Here is a 16,931-nt window from a genome sequence, read left to right on the forward strand (position 1 = left end):
CGCTCGGCGCACTGGGCCGAACGGGCGATAAGGCCGCCGCCCCGGCCCCGCGGAGCGCGGGCCGGGGCGGCGGGCCGGATCAGAAGGCAGAGGACTCAGGCGCCCATCATGTGCACCCCGCCGTCGACGTGCACGATCTCCCCCGTGGTGCGCGGGAACCAGTCCGACAGCAGGGCGACGACGCCACGGCCGGCCGGCTCCGGGTCGCTCAGGTCCCAGCCGATGGGCGCGCGGTGGTTCCACACGTCCGCCAGGTCCTCGAAGCCCGGGATGGACTTCGCGGCCATGGACTTGATGGGGCCCGCGGAGACCAGGTTGCAGCGGATGTTCTTCTCACCCAGGTCGCGGGCGAGGTAGCGGTTGGTGGACTCCAGCGCCGCCTTGGCCACACCCATCCAGTCGTACTTCGGCCAGGCGAACTGGGCGTCGAAGGTCAGACCGACGATCGAGCCGCCCCGCGGCATGACCGGCAGGCAGGCCATGGTCAGCGCCTTGAGCGAGTACGCCGAGACATGCACGGCGGTGGACACGTCCTCCCAGGAGCCCTCCAGGAAGTTGAACGCGCCCTGCGGGCCGAAGGCGATGGAGTGCACCACGCCGTCCAGGTCGACACCCTCGCCCAGGTGCTCGCGGACCTTGTCGGCCAGGCCGTCCAGCTGCTCCTGGTTCTGCACGTCCAGTTCGATGACCGGCGCGGGCTTGGGCAGCCGCTTGGCGATCCGCTCGACGAGGGAGACCCGGCCGAAGCCGGTGAGGATGACCTCGGCGCCCTCGTCCTGGGCGAGCTTGGCGGCGTGGAAGGCGATCGACGCCTCGGTGATGACGCCCGTGACCAGGATGCGCTTACCGGCGAGAATTCCACTCATGACGTTCAGTGACCCATGCCCAATCCGCCGTCGACAGGGATGACGGCTCCAGTGATGTACGCGGCCTCGTCGGAGGCCAGGAAGCGGACCGAGGCGGCGATCTCCTCGGGCTGCGCATAGCGCGCGAGCGGCACCTGCTTGACGATGTTCTCCCGCTGCTTCTCGTCGAGCGCGCGGGTCATGTCGGTGTCGACGAAACCGGGCGCGACCACGTTGACCGTGATGTTGCGCGAACCGAGCTCACGGGCGACGGAGCGGGCGAAGCCCACCAGACCGGCCTTGGACGCGGCGTAGTTCGCCTGGCCCGCGGAGCCCAGCAGACCGACCACGGACGAGATCAGGACGATACGGCCCTTGCGGGCGCGCAGCATTCCGCGGTTGGCGCGCTTGACGACACGGAACGTACCGGTGAGGTTCGTGTCGATGACGGTGGCGAAGTCCTCCTCCGTCATCCGCATCAGCAGCTGGTCGCGGGTAACGCCGGCGTTGGCCACCAGCACCTCGACCGGGCCGTGCTTCTCCTCGATCTCCTTGTACGCCTGCTCGACCTGCTCGGGCTCGGTGATGTCGCACTTGACCGCGAGAAAGCCGGCCGGCGGCTCACCGGACCGGTAGGTGATGGCGACCTTGTCGCCTGCGTCGGCGAAGGCACGGGCCACGGCGAGGCCGATACCGCGGTTTCCTCCGGTGACGAGAACCGAGCGGCTCAAGGGACCACCCTCTCTGTTGGATGTCGTGCCGGGCGTCACTATGTGTGGCGACCCTTGTGTACGCAAACTATCGGGCAAAGGCCCGGTGCGGGGAATCGAGCACGCACAGGGGCGCCACTCGGTCACTGTCGACTTCCTACAGAAGTCTCCGGAAGCCTCACGACGGACGGCTCCCGCGTTCGCCTGTCATTCCACGGCGTACTCGCACCACACCGTCTTGCCGATGGTGCGATCCGTCACCCCCCATTTGGACGCGAGCGCGTCCACGAGCACCAGCCCGCGCCCGTGCTCCTGCTGGTGGGCCACGGCCGCAGTGGCGTGATCGCGGAGCTCAGGACGCCGCTCGCCCCGGGCGTCGGACACCTCGATACGGGCGGTGACCGGGCTCCGATGCGCTCCGGGCCCGGGCTGGACGGTGAGTCGGAGATGGAAGTTCCGGCCGGGCACATGCCCGTGGTTCACGGCGTTCGCCGTGAGCTCACCCGCGAGCAGGGCGATGCCGTACGAGGCATCGCTGTCCCGCGGAATGCCCCATTCCTCCAACCGGCGGACCACGAGCCGCCGGGCGAGCCGTGCGCCGTGCCGGGAGGAAGTGAAGAACATCTCGAACGTGCCGAGCGTATTACCAGGGGGATTTTCGCCATTCACGTCACCGAGCGTGGCGAAGCGTGCATAGTCTGACCAGACACCCCGCGAGTACCCAGGGTCGCTGTACGGGCACGGAAAGTGCGCGTACGGGAGTGATGCCGTGACGCGGGCGGGGAGGCATGACGTTCTTGCGCACGGGAGGTGGCGGGACATGGCAGATACGGAGCGGCCGGAGCAGGGCGAGTACGGGGCGGACTTCCTCAAGTTCCTGGGCAAGCAGGTGAAGCTCTTCCGCGAGCGGGCGGGGCTCACACAGCCGCAGCTGGGCGAGTCGATCGGGTACAGCGAGGAGCTGGTGTCCTCTGTGGAGCAGGGGCGGCGGGTGCCACAGCCGGAGTTCCTGGACGCGGCGGATGACGTGCTGGATGCGTTCGGGGTGCTGCGGGCCGCGAAGGAGGAGGTGTCGAAGGCGCGGCTTCCGGCGTTCTTTCGCGGAGCGGCGAGGCTGGAGGCGCAGGCGACGGAGTTCCACGCGTACGACAGCCAGGTCATCAACGGCTTGTTGCAGACAGAGGACTACGCCCGCGCCATCTACCGCATGCGTCGCCCGGCGCTGGACGAGGAGATCATCGAGCAACGAGTAGCAGCGCGGCTGGCCCGGCAGGAGCTCCTTTCGCATCGCCCTTCGCCCGTCATGAGCTTCGTCGTGGAGGAGACTGTGCTGCGTCGCCCGCTCGGCGGAGAGGAAGTCCTCCGAGGCGAGCTGGAGCACCTACTGTCCATCGGCCAGATGCGGAATGTCGAGCTCCAGGTGATGCCGACCAGCCGGAAGGATCATGCCGGTCTTGGCGGCCCGTTCGCGCTCCTTGAGCCCAGGGGGCGACAGCTTGTGGCCTACTCAGAAGTGCAAGGACGGGGCACCCTGGTAACCGATCGCAAAGCGGTCCGAGAGCTTGAGCAGCGATACGGGATCATTCGCGCCCAAGCCCTCACGCCACAGGACTCGTTGGACTTCATCGACAAGCTGCGGGGAGAAACGTGAACAACAAGCAGGCTGACAGCGACGCACCTGACCTCTCATGGTTCAAGAGCAGCTACAGCGACAATGAGGGCGGCATGTGCGTCGAGGTGGCCTCGGGCCCGACCGCCATCCACGTACGGGACTCGAAGCACGCGCAGGGACCGCAGCTCGCTTTCCACATACGCGAGTGGCACGCGTTCATCGGCACCCTCCGCGTCGGGGAGTTCAACGCGTAGGGGCCGACGGCGCGTCAGCGCAGCTCGCCTTCCAGCAGCCCCATCGTGAACATGTCGTACCACTGGCCATCGCGTCGGAACTCCTGACGCAGCCTGCCTTCGTCGACGAAGCCGATCTTCTGGTAGACGCGATGAGCGGCAAGGTTCTCGGTGACGACGGTCAGCGTGATCTTGTGTAGCCGCATCTTGTCGAAGCCGTAGCGGCATGTCGTCCGCATCGCGTCGGTGGCGTAGCCGCGCCCCCAGTACTCCTTCTCACCGATGTAGATGTCGAGCTCGGCCCTGCCCGTCTCCGGTTCGGCATCGCGCAGTCGGACCAAGCCGATGAGCTTCGCGTCAGCGAGGACTTCGACTCCGTAGAGCACCTCGCCGTAGGCATTGCGCGGCCGTTCCTCCAACCGCTTTCTCACCTGGGACAGCGGCTGGGCGTACCCATCGCTCATCCAGCGCATGACCTCGGGGTCGTGGTTCCACCGCCACAGCGCCTTTGCGTCCTCCGGCTCCATGGGCCGTAGCCGGACCAGCTCTCCAAGCACCATGCCAGGGCCCGCCTTTCAAAGCCTTCGTGATCCCCGTGCGCGAACCCGCCAGTGGTAACACGGGCTCGTTCCGCGCTCAACCCATTACCCGGCGTACGCGACGCGGTTGCGAAGAGGCGAGTATCAGTCACTCAAGGTGTCGGTCACCTGCGTAAAGATGGCCCTCATGTTCGAGGGTGGGAACACCAGACCGCCTGGTGAAGGCGGCAAAGCGAGCCTGGCCGACCTGGTACGCCAGGAGACCGCCACGGGGATGTCGGAGCGGGAGAAGTGGGCGGCGCTGCGCGGGGCGCGGCTGTACTTCCAGCGCCCGGAGACCCCGGGGTTTCTGGTCTCGGAGACGGCGGAGGCCGGCCCGCTCGTACCGGTCTTCACCTCGATCGAGGGGCTTGCGCGCTTCGTGGGAGCGTGCGGTTGGGCTTCCACGACGGCGCCGAGGATCTGGTGGGGCTGTTGCCCGAGGGCGTACGGGCGTTGGTAGACCCGCTGGGTGAGCGCCCGTTCCTGCTGGATGCGGAAACATTCAGGGACGCGGCCGCAGGAGGTGCGGAATGACAGACCACAGTGGGGGAACATCTTCGGATGGGCCGAAGCCGGGTGATGGCTACAAGATTGAGATCGCTTCGGTGCGCGCGGTGTTGAAGCCGCTGGAGGAGTCGGTCGTCGCGGCGCGCAAGATCAAGGGCGATTGGAAGACGCTGGCCGATCACATTGGGAATTCGGCCGACTTCGACGTCTATGACGCGGCGGAGAAGATGCTCTCGTCGTGGGGGTTCGGTATGGGGCGGGTGGCGGAGCACACGGACACGGTCGTGGCCACGCTCCGGCAGGTCATCGCCGCCTATGTGCTGGCGGATCTGCTGCGTATCAAGGACTTCGCGCCGACGGAGGACAACATCGCCAAGCTGCCGTTCGGCGAACGCGGCTTGAAGGCGTGGCAGGAGGGGTCTCGGCCGAAGTTCGATCCGCCGCCGCAGATCTACCAGGAGCCCTGGCTCGATGACTACGGAGTCGGCGGGAACTATGACGTGCCGACCCATCCCGGCATGCGCTACGACGGCGGCTGGGAGGACGACGGCGGTTCGAAGGGGACGATCGCATGACCCAGGGTGATTCGGCGGGGGACGGTTCCGCCGAGCGCATACCTCCGGGCGCGGAACCCTCCGAGGTGATCTACGGCAATCCGTCCGACGTCGATGACCTGGTCATTAAACTCCGCGCCTACGCGGGCGCGTTCAAGGACGGCCAGGACCAGCTCGTTGACCTGTCGCTGATGGACTGGACCGGGGCCGGCTCGGAGGGATTCCAGAACGCGACGACGAAGCTTCCCCTGGAACTGGAGTCCGCACAGATCTACTTCCAGGCTGCTGCGAACGCTCTGGACTCGTACGCGGACAAGCTGCGTTCGGTGCAGAAGCGGGTCAAGCCGATCATCGAGGACGCGGACGCGGCACGGGCGGCCTCCAAGAAGTACTGGAAGGACGTCAACGACTACTACGACGCCCAGGACCGCAAGGATGATCCGCTGCCGGAGCGTCCGCCGGAGGACGATCCGGGGATCGCGGCACTGGATGCCTGCTACCGCCGGCTGGACAAGCTGGAGAGCGAGCTGCAGCCCGTCATCGACGCGGCGAAGAAAAAGCTCGTCAAGGCGGCGGAGAAGGCCCCCGACAAGCCCCCGGCTCCGAAGGGCTGGAACAAGGTCAAGAAGGGGCTCGGGGACTTCGTCGGTGGCACAGGCGACACCCTGTACGGCTGGTACGAGGGTTTCGACGACCTGGTCAAGGACGGGCCCCAGGGGCTCGGCCTCCACCTGGCCGGCATCCAGGACGGCATCGCCTACGCGGTCGACCATCCCAAGGAGTTCGCCAAGGCGGTCACCAACTGGGACGAGTGGCAGCGCAACCCCGCCCGCGCCGCCGGCCAGCTCACCCCCGAACTCCTCCTCGCCCTGGCCACCGGCGGCTCCGGCGCGGTACGCCGCGGCGGAGCCGCGGCCAAGAACGCCGCACAACGCCTGCTCAACCGCGAGCGCGGGCTGCGCCGGGACGGCAGCGCCCGCAAGCGGACCGACAGCGACCCCAAGCGGAACTGCACCCCCGGTGGGGAGAAGTGCACCACTGGTGAGCCGATCGACGTGGCGACCGGCGAGATGGTCATGTCCGCCACCGACGTCAGCCTGCCCGGAGCCCTGCCGCTGGTGCTGGAGCGGCACTATGTCTCGGGGCATCCGTGCGGGGGCTGGTTCGGCCGCACCTGGGCCGGCACCCTCGACCAGCGTCTGGAGATCGACGACGCCGGCGTCGTCTACATCACCGACGACGGCATGCTCCTCACCTACCCGGTGCCCGAGCCCGACGTCCCGACGCTGCCCACCTCCGGGCCGCGCTGGCCACTGTGCTGGGACGGCAAGCCCGACAGCACCTTCACCATCACCGCCCCGGAACACAACCGCACCCTCCACTTCGTGCCACTCCCGGCAGGCGGCCGCGAGCTGGCCCTGAAGGCGATCACCGACCGGACCGGCGACGGCGACGGCGACCGCATCGACATCACGTACGACGAGCAGGGCGCACCGCAGGAGGTCGTCCACTCCGGCGGCTACCGCATCGCCATCGACACCGACCCCACCCTGCTGCGGATCACCTCCTTGCGCCTCCTGCACGGCGAGGACCACGAGCACAGCACCACACTGATCTCCTACGGCTACGACGAGGCCGGGAACCTGACCGAGATCATCAACTCCACTGGTCTGCCGCTGCGGTACCAGTACGACGACCGGCACCGCGTCACGTCCTGGACGGACCGCAACGGCACGACGTACGCCTACGTCTACGACCACCGGGGCCGGGTGCTGCGCGGGATCGGCCCGGACGGCATCCTCTCGGGCCGCCTCCACTACGACACCGAGGCCCGCACCACCCGCTACACCGACTCGCAGGGCAACACCACCACCTACGTCTACAACGAGGCGTACAAGGTCGTCGCGGAGACCGACCCTCTCGGGAACACCACCCGTACGCAGTGGGACGACGCCAACCGCCACCCCCTCGCCACCACTGATTCCCTGGGCAACACCACGCGCTATGCGTACGACGATTCCGGCAACCTCGTACGCCTCGACCGCCCGGACGGCACAGCGGTCACGGCCACGTACAACGGGCACGGTCAGTTGCTGGAGGTCCGCGAACCCAACGGAGCCGTGTGGCGCCACACATACGACGACCGGGGCAACCGCATCAGGGCCACGGATCCCACGGGCGCCACGACTCACTACGCCTACGACGAGTCGGGCCACTTGTCTTCGGTCATCGACCCCTTGGGCCACACCACTCACGTGGTGTGCAACGAGGCGGGCCTGCCGGTCCAGGTCATCGACGCCCTGGGTAACACGACCGCCCTCCGTCGGGGCCCCCACGGCCACATCACCCGCATAACCGACCCCCTCGGCCACACCACCGGCCAAGGTTGGACGATCGAAGGCAGGCCCGCCTGGCGCACTCGTCCGGATGGCTCCCGCGAGACATGGACCTGGGACGCCGAGGGCAACCTCGTCGAACACACCGATCCGGCTGGTAACACCACGCGACATACCCACACCCATTTCGATCTCCCCGCGACCCGAACAGGCCCGGATGGGGCGACGTACGCCTTCACGTACGACACGGAACTGCGCCTCACCGCTGTCACCAACCCCCAAGGCCGGACGTGGACGTACACCTATGACGGGGCAGGCCGGGTCTCGGCCGAGACGGACTTCAACGGCCGCACGCTGAGGTACGAGCACGACGCGGCGGGCCGCCTGATATCCCGGGAGAACGGCGCGAGCGAAACCCTCACCTACACGCGGGACGCGTTGGGCCGCCCGATCGCGTCGCGCACGGCGGATGGCACGGAGACGACATTCGCGTATGACGCCGCGGGCCGCCTGACCCAGGCGGCGAACCCGGACACGCAGCTGCGCCGCACGTATGACGCGCGGGGCGGAATCCTGACCGAGACGGTCAACGACAGGACCACGGCCTACACCTACGATCAGGCGGGCAACCGCACCGAACGCATCACGCCGAGTGGCCTGCGCTCGGAATGGACGTACGACGCGACGGGCCGTCCCACAACACTCACCACGGCGGACAACGCGCTGCACTTCGGCTACGACGCGGCGGGCCGCGAGACCTCGCGCACGCTCGGGGACGACGTGAGCCTGACCCAGGCATGGGACGCGCTGGACCGCCTGACGACCCAGGCGCTCACCCACGGCAACACGTCCGCGCTGCTCCAGCACCGGGAGTACGCCTACCGCCCGGACGACCACCTCACCGAGATCCGCGAACTGACGTCCGGCACCCGCCGCTTCGACCTCGACCCGGTCGGCCGCGTCAGGGCGGTCCACGCCCACGGCTGGAGCGAAACGTACGCCTACGACAGCGCGGGCAACCTCACCCACGCCATCGCCCCCGACCACGAGGCGCCCGGCGACCGCCAGTTCACCGGCACGATCATCCACCGCGCCGGCCGCACCACCTACGAACACGACGCGCAGGGCCGCCTCGTCCGCCGCACCCGCAAACTCCTCAACGGCCAGACCCGCACCTGGACCTACGACTGGAACGCGGAAGACCGCCTCACTGACGCCACCACCCCCGGGGGCGAACGCTGGCACTACACCTACGACCCGTTGGGTCGCCGCACCGCCAAGCAGCGGCTGGCGGAGGACGGCACGGTCGCCGACCAGATCCACTTCACCTGGGACGGCACCCGCCTGGCCGAACAAACGGCAATGGACGGGGTGGTAACAACCTGGGACTACGCCCCGGGAACCCACCGCCCCATAACCCAGACCGAGCACCACGCATCGCGTGACGGGGCGGAGAAGACAGCCTCAATCCCCCACCTGCCCGACAGCACCCCCCAGTCGGAGTACGACGCCCGCTTCCACGCCATCATCACCGACCTCGTCGGCACCCCCACCGAACTCGTCACCCCCGACGGCACCCTCGCCTGGCAACACCGCACCACCCTCTGGGGCACCCCCCTCCCCACCCCACCCGGCACGCCCGACTGCCCCCTCCGCTTTTCCGGCCAATACGCGGACCTGGAAACGGGCCTCAACTACAACTGTTTTCGCTACTACGACCCAGAGACGGCTCGCTATCTCACTCCCGACCCACTTGGCCTTGCCCCAGCTGACAACCCCCACGTCTACGTCACCAACCCTCTCACCTGGATTGATCAACTCGGACTGGAGGGCTGCAAACCAAGCCCTCGATTTGTCGATGGTGACATCTGGGACGACTCATTCGACGTGTCTGGCCAGACAATTGAGACCATGGCGACGGTGCGTGCAGCCGGCGACACTTTGCATCTGGAAGGTTTCATGGTATTCCCCAAGGGCACAGAGGGACTCAGTCGAGCGCCAGTCGGTCCTGATGCGCTGAGGCAGATGAAATACGAACTGGCAACACAAGCGCGAGCCGATGGATACAGTACCGTTGTGCTCGATTATGAGCGCCACATCCCGAAGCCGGATGGATCAATATTTAAGCGCCCTAGCTCCATGACCTTGGATGTCGATAAAATTTTGGGAGGAGAATGAGTATGGATCGATCGCTCCTGGACGCGCTCGCGTCAAAGTTCACCGAAGATGGAATGACTGAACAGGAAGAAGTATTTCGAAAGTTGCACGACCTTGGAAAATCCCCGATCGAGACGATCTATGTAGCTTCCCGGGTTCTCGGGCTGTCGCTGCCAGAAGCGAAAACAGCTCTCTATCAGAGTGCTTCATGGCGAGACCAACACGAAAATTGGCAAGGAATTCAAGCCTCCCTCAGCGATGGACAAGATAATAATCTTCACTAATTCATCTCATGCGCACTAACGCGCCGAGGCCCGCCAGCCGCATCATGGCAGAGCCTTGGGCACAAACCGGAAATAACCAGACCCCCGCCCTACCGGCATGGTTCACTGCGGACGGACACATATCGACCGGTCACACACCGACGAAGGGGAGTCGCCCGTGCCGCATGAGATCGATCCGTCCTTCCTCGCGCTGCCGCTGCGCGCACTCGCGGACGCGGCCCTCGCGCGCGCCCGTGCGCTGGGGGCCGATCATGCCGACTTCCGCTTTGAGCGGGTGAGGAGCGCCGCTTGGCGGTTGCGGGACGGGAAGCCCGCGGGGTCTTCGGATACCACCGATCTGGGGTACGCGGTGCGGGTGGTGCACGGCGGGACCTGGGGGTTCGCTTCAGGGGTGGACCTGACCATGGATGCCGCGGCGCGGGTGGCCGCGCAGGCGGTGGCGATGGCGAAGTTGTCGGGGAAGGTGATCCAGGCCTCGGGGTCCGAGGAGCGGGTGGAGCTGGCGGACGAGCCGGTGCACACGGATCGGACCTGGGTGTCCCGTTACGACATCAATCCTTTCGATGTGCCGGACGCGGACAAGACGGGGCTGCTCACGGAGTGGAGCGAGCGGCTGCTGGCGGCGAACGGGGTCGCGCACGCGGACGCGTCGCTGCTGACCGTGCAGGAGAACAAGTTCTACGCGGACACCGCGGGGACCACGACGACCCAGCAGCGCGTGCGGGTGCATCCGCAGCTCACGGCGGTCGCGGTGGACCCGGACAGCGGAGAGTTCGACTCGATGCGTACGCTCGCCCCGCCGGTGGGGCGCGGCTGGGAGTATCTGACCGGGGCGGGCGGCTGGGACTGGGACGCGGAGCTGGCGGAGATCCCGGAGCTGCTGGCGGAGAAGATGCGGGCGCCGTCGGTCGAGGCGGGGGCGTATGACCTGGTGATCGACCCGTCGAATCTGTGGCTGACGATTCATGAGTCGATCGGGCACGCGACCGAGCTGGACCGCGCGCTCGGCTACGAGGCGGCGTACGCGGGCACCTCGTTCGCCACCTTCGACCAGCTGGGCAAGCTCAAGTACGGCTCCGAGATCATGAACGTCACCGGCGACCGGACCGCCGAGCACGGGCTGGCCACCATCGGCTACGACGACGAGGGGGTGGCCGCGCAGTCCTGGGATCTGGTCCGCGACGGGACGCTGGTCGGGTATCAGCTGGATCGCAGGATCGCCAGGCTGACCGGCTTCGAGCGGTCCAATGGGTGTGCTTTCGCCGACTCCCCCGGTCATGTGCCGGTCCAGCGGATGGCGAACGTATCGCTGCAGCCCGCGCCGGACGGGCCCTCGACCGAGGAGCTGATCGGCGGCGTGGAGCGGGGGCTGTATCTGATGGGCGACCGTTCGTGGTCCATCGACATGCAGCGCTACAACTTCCAGTTCACCGCCCAGCGGGCGTTCCGGATCGAGAACGGGCGGCTGGCGGGGCAGGTGCGGGACTTCGCCTACCAGGCCACGACCACCGATTTCTGGGGCTCGATGGCCGCGGTCGGCGGCCCGCAGACGTATGTCCTGGGCGGCGCCTTCAACTGCGGCAAGGCCCAGCCGGGCCAGGTCGCCGCCGTCTCGCACGGCTGCCCGTCCGCCTTGTTCCGGGATGTCAATATTTTGAACACCACGCAGGAGGCGGGTGCATGAGCGGCGTCAACAAGCCTCACGAGGTCGTCGAGCGGGCCCTGGAGCTGTCCCGGGCGGACGGCTGCGTGGTGATCGCCAATGAGCGCTCCACCGCCAATCTGCGCTGGGCGGGCAATGCCCTGACGACCAACGGCGTGACCCGGGGCCGCACGCTCACGGTCGTGGCCACGGTCGACGGCGGCCAGGGGGCCGCCTCGGGCGTGGTGTCCCGGTCGGCCGTCACCGCCGAGGACCTGGAGCCGCTGGTGCGGGCCGCCGAGGCCGCCGCCCGGGAGGCCGGGCCGGCCGAGGACGCCCAGCCGCTGGTGGAGGGGGACGGCGGGCCGGCTGCCTCAGCGGGATTCACCGACGTGCCCGACGAGACCTCCTCCGAGGTGTTCACGGCCTTCGCACCGGCCCTCGGCGAGTCGTTCGCGCAGGCGCGGGCGGGCGGGCGGGAGTTGTACGGGTTCGCCAACCACGAGGTCGTCACGAGCTACCTGGGCACCTCCACGGGGCTGCGGCTGCGCCACGACCAGCCGACCGGCACACTGGAGATCAACGCCAAGTCCCCGGACCGCACCCGCTCGGCCTGGGCCGGTCAGGCGACGCGCGACTTCACGGACGTGGACCCGGCCGCGATCGACGCCGAGCTGGCCCGGCGGCTGGTGTGGGCGCAGCGCAAGGTCGACCTCCCGGCCGGGCGGTACGAGACACTGCTGCCCCCGACGGCGGTCGCCGACCTGCTGATCTACCAGTTCTGGTCCTCGGCGGCGCGGGACGCGGCGGAGGGCCGTACGGTCTTCTCCAAGCCGGGCGGCGGCACGCGGGTCGGCGAGAAGCTGACCGAGTTGCCGCTGACGCTGCGCAGCGACCCGGCGGCGCCCGATCTGGAGGCGGCGCCGTTTGTGATCGCGCACTCCTCCGGGGACGACGCGTCGGTGTTCGACAACGGACTGCCACTGACCGCCACCGACTGGATCCGGGACGGCGTGCTGAACCAGCTGATCACCACGCGCCACACGGCGGGTCTGACGGATCTGCCGGTGGCCCCCGGGATCGACAATCTGATCCTGGACGGGGGCGGTCCGCGCTCGCTGGAGGAGATGGTGGAGGCCACGGGCCACGGCGGGCGCTGCCTGCTGCTCACCTGCCTGTGGTACATCCGCGAAGTCGACCCGGCCACGTTGCTGCTCACCGGGCTGACCCGGGACGGGGTCTATCTCGTGGAGGGCGGTGAGGTCGTCGGCGAGGTGAACAACTTCAGGTTCAACGAATCGCCGGTGAGCCTGCTGTCCCGGGCGACCGAGGCGGGCCGCACCGAGCGGACGCTGCCGCGCGAGTGGGGTGACTGGTTCACCCGCGCCGCGATGCCCGCGCTGCGGGTCCCGGACTTCAATATGAGCTCCGTCAGCAAGGGCGTGTGAACCGGCCGTACGAACGGGCCGAATAGACTGGTCCACGCCCATCCATCCATCGATTCCCGACTACTACCAGGAACGCCATGACACGCCTCGGCGAATCCGTCGCCCGCGCCAGCGCACTGCTCACCGCAGACCTCTCCTCCGACAAGACCGTGGAGGAGCTGCTCGGGGAGACGGGCTCCCGGCGCTATCTGGACCTGACGGACCTGTCGGCGAAGGAGCAGGCCGAGCTGATCGCGGCGCGTGCGGTCGAGGTCCTGCCGGGCGTGGACCAGCTGGCCGAGCGGATCGAGGAGCGCCGGACCGCGGGCCGGGGTCTGCACCTCAAGCTGGGCATCGACCCGACGGCCGCCGATGTGCACCTCGGCCACGCCGTGCCGATGGCCGTCCTCAGCCGCTTCCAGCGGATGGGGCACGACGTCACCCTGCTCATCGGTGACTTCACCGCCAAGATCGGCGACCCCACCGGGCGTACGGCCGAGCGGCCGCCACTCACCGACGAGGACATCGCCCGGAACCTGGCGGGCTACCGGGAGCAGGTCCGGCCCTTCTTCGACTTCGAGAAGGTCAGCTTCCGGCAGAACAGCGAGTGGCTGGCGCCGTACACCTTCCCCGAGCTGCTGGGGCTGCTCGCCCAGGTGCCGGCCTCCCAGCTGCTGCAGCGCGACGACTTCCGCAACCGGCTGGCCGAGGGCTCCGGCCTGACCATGTCGGAGCTGCTCTACCCGATCGCCCAGGGGCTCGACTCGGTCGCGCTGGAATGCGATATCGAACTGGGCGGCGCGGACCAGCTGCTGAATCTGCAGATGGGCCGCAAGCTGATGGAGCTGCGCGGGCAGCGGCCGCAACTGGTCGTCACCATGCCGCTGATCGAGGGCACGGACGGCACCGGCGCCAAGATGTCCAAGTCCAAGGGCAACTACATCCCGCTGTCCGCGACCGCCGAGGATGTCTTCGGCAAGATCATGTCGATCCCGGACCGGCTGATGGCGCCGTACCTGCGGGCCTGGACGGAGTGGACCGACAGCGAGATCGACCTCGTCAAGGAGCGGCTGGAGGACCGGTCGCTGCACCCGATGGACCTGAAGAAGGTGCTGGCGGGCGAGGTGGTGACGGCGCTGTACGGCGTGGCGGCGGCCATGGCGGCGCGCGCCGGGTTCGTGGCGCAGTTCTCGAAGAAGTCGTTCACGGACGTCGAGACGCTGCCGGAGGTCGACGCGGCGGAGCATGGCGCCGAGTCGATCGCGACCGTGCTGAGCAAGGTGCTCCAGTTCCAGCCGAGCGCCTCGGCGGCCCGCAGGGTCGCCAAGCAGAACGGTCTGCGCCTGGTCGTCGAGACCGACGGCGGGCAGGAGTCCGCGGTGCTCACCGAGGCGCAGGCGGTGCGGCCGCTGGCCGAGGTGGCGGCGGAGACCTTGGCGGGCGCCGGGCTCACCGCCGACTCGGGGAGCGTCTACCTCAAGGCGGGACGGAAGATCGCCCGGCTGCGGGGGCTGTGAGCGGCCGGGAGCGGCCGATCAGCAGGGCTGAGCGGGGGTCGGTGCGCGTCCACCAAGCGCGCCGGCCCCCGCCGTCTGTCCGGCAGCCGTCCGTCCGGCATGGCGCGGTCCCGGCAGGCCGGTGCCATGCCGCCACCGGGCCAACGCCATGCCGGCAGGCTCAGGCCCGCTCTCTCCGCCGGCCGCCGCGGATCGCGGCGTACAGCCGCGTGCCCACCGCGACGATGAGCACCGCTCCGGCCAGCTGGAGCAGATGCCGTCCCCAGTCGACCCCCGAGGTGTGCCGGATCCCCACCCAGCCCGCCACCAGGTTGCCCACGATGGCGCCGAGGATGCCGAAGATCGTCGTCAGCCAGAGCGGGATGAGTTGCCTGCCCGGCAGGATGGCCCTGGCCAGCACACCGAGCACCAGGCCCACGACGATGGCCCACAGCCAGTTCATGAACGCCTCCTCCAGCCAGATTGCGGGTGATGGTAGTGCGGCGCATGCCGTAGTCCGCCGTACGCGGTACGGCGTAGCGACGCCCCACCCGCGAGGGTGCCCCGCTCGTGTACCCCCTGGAGTTCGGGCGTAACGTGGGGTACGTCCGGAAGCGGGGAGTTCCGGCGTGGCGATCGGGTGGTGGAACGTGATGCGGAAGCACAGCGAAACCGAGGTCTTCCGGATCACCGGGGCCCGGCAGGGGCTGGCCGACGATGTGCGTGGCCGGCAGCGGCGCTATGTCATCTCGATGTCGATCCGGACCGTGTCCGTCATCCTGGCCGCGGTGCTGTGGAACGTGGAGCGGCATGTGGCCATAGTGGCCCTGGTGCTGGGTGCGGTGCTGCCGTACATCGCCGTGGTGATAGCCAACGCGGGCCGGGAGAACGCCCCCTCGCTCCCCTCCACCTTCATTCCCGTGCCGCACCGTCCGATGCTCATCTCCGGTCAGGAGAAGGGGGGTTCCGGATCGACCAGGGCGGAACCCGACGTGGAAGACACCACAACGCCCTCCGAAGATGGACGCGCCGAACACAGCTGACCTGGGCCGATTCCGTAAGCTCAAGAAAACCTCAGATCAATAGCGCGGTTCCGGTGCACTCGGCCCCATCCCTCGTGACATACTTCGTACGCGCTCCGCATCCCCCGTCGGAGCGATGGACCGACGCCGGGCGGCTCCCCCCGTGGCTGCCCGGCGTCGCCATGTCCAGCACGGCTTCCGTAGAGTCTGCGGTGTGAACACTCCCGAGACCGACGCCGTCATCTGCTCCGCGAAGGACTGCCGTGCCCCTGCCGTGTGGGTGCTGGCCTGGAACAACCCGAAGATCCACACGCCCGAGCGGCGCAAGACCTGGCTGGCGTGCGAGGAGCACCGCGGGTATCTGTCCGACTTCCTCGGAGTGCGCGGCTTCCTGAAGGACGTGGTGACCCTGGAGGAGTGGTCGTCGGCCGCCGACCGCTGACGTCGTCAGCCGCCGATCGCTGACATCGGGCGGTCGGGCTGGAGGAACGAGGGGTCGTCCAGACCGGAGCCGGCCTTCTTTCCCCACATCGCCAGCCGCCACAGCCGGGCGATCTCCTCGTCCGGCGCGCCGGAGCGCAGCGCCCCGCGCAGATCGGACTCCTCGCGGGCGAACAGGCAGGTGCGCACCTGTCCGTCGGCGGTGAGCCGGGTGCGGTCGCAGGCGCGGCAGAAGGGGCGGGTGACGGAGGCGATGACCCCGACGCGGGCCGGGCCGCCGTCGACCAGCCAGCGCTCGGCGGGCGCGGAGCCGCGCTCCTCGTCACCTTCCGGGGTGAGGGTGAAGCGGGTGCGCAGGCTGGTCAGGATGTCCCCGGCGGTGATCATGCCGTCGCGCTTCCAGCCGTGCTGGGCGTCCAGCGGCATCTGCTCGATGAAGCGCAGCTCGTACTGGTGCGCGAGGGCCCAGGCGAGCAGGTCGGGGGCCTCGTCGTCGTTGAGCCCGGGCATCAGCACGGCATTGACCTTCACCGGGGCGAGCCCGGCGGCCCCGGCGGCCTCCAGGCCGCGCAGCACATCGGCGTGGCGCTTGCGCCGGGTCATGGTCTGGAAGACCTCGGGGCGCAGGGTGTCCAGCGAGACATTGACCCGGTCCAGGCCCGCGGCGCGCAGGGCGGCGGCGGTGCGCTCGAGGCCGATGCCGTTGGTGGTGAGCGACATCTGGGGGCGGGGGTCGAGGGCGGCGCAGCGCTCGACGATGCCGACGAGCCCGGGGCGCAGCAGCGGCTCGCCGCCGGTGAAGCGGACTTCGGTGACCCCGAGGTCGGTGACGGCTATCCGGATCAGCCGGACGATCTCGTCATCGGTGAGGAGATCGGGCTTGGCGAGCCACTGCAGGCCCTCTTCCGGCATGCAGTAGGTGCAGCGCAGATTACAGCGGTCGGTGAGGGAGACGCGCAGGTCAGTGGCGATACGACCATAGGTGTCGATCAGCATGGCGGCCCCTCCACGGACTGGTGCTCGATGTCGCGCATTTCTTCACGCTACGGTCAATCCTCCCGTAGCGTACGCGACGCCTGTGACA

The 16,931-nt window shown here is 68.5% G+C and carries 17 protein-coding genes; 11 read left to right on the top strand and 6 right to left on the bottom strand.

All coding sequences use genetic code 11. The features are described from left to right. Window positions 1–95: 95 nt before the first annotated feature. From fabI to PV419_RS39860, 3 genes are all read right to left on the bottom strand, one after another. Window positions 96–866: an enoyl-ACP reductase FabI gene (gene fabI, locus PV419_RS39850; protein WP_319697407.1), complete on the bottom strand. Its 771-nt coding sequence runs from the start codon at window positions 864–866 to the stop codon at window positions 96–98. A gap of 5 nt (window positions 867–871) precedes the next feature. Continuing rightward, window positions 872–1,576 (bottom strand): 3-oxoacyl-[acyl-carrier-protein] reductase, encoded by a 705-nt coding sequence (fabG, locus tag PV419_RS39855; RefSeq protein WP_319697409.1) that lies wholly within the window; start codon window positions 1,574–1,576, stop codon window positions 872–874. A gap of 186 nt (window positions 1,577–1,762) precedes the next feature. After that, window positions 1,763–2,224, bottom strand: a complete 462-nt coding sequence (locus PV419_RS39860; protein WP_319697411.1) for an ATP-binding protein — start codon at window positions 2,222–2,224, stop codon at window positions 1,763–1,765. A 151-nt stretch (window positions 2,225–2,375) separates the two neighbouring features. Between PV419_RS39860 and PV419_RS39865 the strand changes: the two genes are divergently transcribed. Together PV419_RS39865 and PV419_RS39870 are read left to right on the top strand one after the other, a co-directional pair. Beyond that, complete coding sequence (locus PV419_RS39865; protein WP_319697413.1) at window positions 2,376–3,206, top strand: helix-turn-helix transcriptional regulator; 831 nt, start codon at window positions 2,376–2,378, stop codon at window positions 3,204–3,206. Next, window positions 3,203–3,421: a DUF397 domain-containing protein gene (locus PV419_RS39870; RefSeq protein ID WP_319697414.1), complete on the top strand. Its 219-nt coding sequence runs from the start codon at window positions 3,203–3,205 to the stop codon at window positions 3,419–3,421. The genes PV419_RS39865 and PV419_RS39870 overlap by 4 nt, the downstream gene beginning before the upstream one ends. A 14-nt stretch (window positions 3,422–3,435) precedes the next feature. Here the strand turns inward: PV419_RS39870 and PV419_RS39875 are convergent, their stop codons facing one another. After that, the gene (locus PV419_RS39875; protein ID WP_319697416.1) at window positions 3,436–3,960 is read right to left on the bottom strand and encodes a GNAT family protein; all 525 of its coding nucleotides are present in this window, start codon (window positions 3,958–3,960) and stop codon (window positions 3,436–3,438) included. Between the two features lie 166 nt (window positions 3,961–4,126). Between PV419_RS39875 and PV419_RS39880 the strand changes: the two genes are divergently transcribed. From PV419_RS39880 to tyrS, 7 genes are all read left to right on the top strand, one after another. Continuing rightward, entirely contained in the window at window positions 4,127–4,441 is a 315-nt protein-coding gene (locus tag PV419_RS39880) for a hypothetical protein (RefSeq protein WP_319697417.1), read from the top strand. 70 nt (window positions 4,442–4,511) lie between these two features. After that, window positions 4,512–5,063 carry a hypothetical protein gene (locus tag PV419_RS39885; protein ID WP_319697418.1) on the top strand — a complete coding sequence of 184 codons (552 nt, stop codon included), beginning with the start codon at window positions 4,512–4,514 and terminating at the stop codon, window positions 5,061–5,063. Beyond that, a complete protein-coding gene (locus PV419_RS39890) occupies window positions 5,060–9,556 on the top strand; it encodes a DUF6531 domain-containing protein (protein WP_319697420.1) in 4,497 nt (1,498 codons plus the stop codon). The genes PV419_RS39885 and PV419_RS39890 overlap by 4 nt, the downstream gene beginning before the upstream one ends. A gap of 2 nt (window positions 9,557–9,558) precedes the next feature. Continuing rightward, window positions 9,559–9,819, top strand: a complete 261-nt coding sequence (locus PV419_RS39895) for a hypothetical protein (protein WP_319697422.1) — start codon at window positions 9,559–9,561, stop codon at window positions 9,817–9,819. A 157-nt stretch (window positions 9,820–9,976) separates the two neighbouring features. Beyond that, entirely contained in the window at window positions 9,977–11,503 is a 1,527-nt protein-coding gene (locus tag PV419_RS39900) for a TldD/PmbA family protein (protein WP_319697423.1), read from the top strand. Beyond that, entirely contained in the window at window positions 11,500–12,909 is a 1,410-nt protein-coding gene (locus PV419_RS39905; RefSeq protein ID WP_319697425.1) for a metallopeptidase TldD-related protein, read from the top strand. The genes PV419_RS39900 and PV419_RS39905 overlap by 4 nt, the downstream gene beginning before the upstream one ends. A 77-nt stretch (window positions 12,910–12,986) precedes the next feature. Then, window positions 12,987–14,405, top strand: coding sequence for a tyrosine--tRNA ligase (gene tyrS / locus PV419_RS39910; protein ID WP_319697427.1), 1,419 nt, complete (start codon window positions 12,987–12,989; stop codon window positions 14,403–14,405). A gap of 160 nt (window positions 14,406–14,565) precedes the next feature. Here the strand turns inward: tyrS and PV419_RS39915 are convergent, their stop codons facing one another. After that, a complete protein-coding gene (locus PV419_RS39915; RefSeq protein WP_319697429.1) occupies window positions 14,566–14,847 on the bottom strand; it encodes a GlsB/YeaQ/YmgE family stress response membrane protein in 282 nt (93 codons plus the stop codon). Window positions 14,848–15,037: 190 nt separating this feature from the next. Between PV419_RS39915 and PV419_RS39920 the strand changes: the two genes are divergently transcribed. Both PV419_RS39920 and PV419_RS39925 read left to right on the top strand, forming a co-directional pair. Continuing rightward, the gene (locus PV419_RS39920; protein WP_319697544.1) at window positions 15,038–15,427 is read left to right on the top strand and encodes a DUF3099 domain-containing protein; all 390 of its coding nucleotides are present in this window, start codon (window positions 15,038–15,040) and stop codon (window positions 15,425–15,427) included. A gap of 193 nt (window positions 15,428–15,620) precedes the next feature. Then, entirely contained in the window at window positions 15,621–15,848 is a 228-nt protein-coding gene (locus tag PV419_RS39925; protein WP_319697431.1) for a hypothetical protein, read from the top strand. Between the two features lie 5 nt (window positions 15,849–15,853). Here PV419_RS39925 and moaA read toward each other — a convergent pair whose 3' ends face one another. Then, complete coding sequence (gene moaA, locus PV419_RS39930; RefSeq protein WP_319697433.1) at window positions 15,854–16,843, bottom strand: GTP 3',8-cyclase MoaA; 990 nt, start codon at window positions 16,841–16,843, stop codon at window positions 15,854–15,856. Between the last annotated feature and the right edge of the window lie 88 nt (window positions 16,844–16,931).

Source organism: Streptomyces sp. ME19-01-6 (genome assembly GCF_033793745.1).
Taxonomy (GTDB): Bacteria; Actinomycetota; Actinomycetes; order Streptomycetales; family Streptomycetaceae; genus Streptomyces.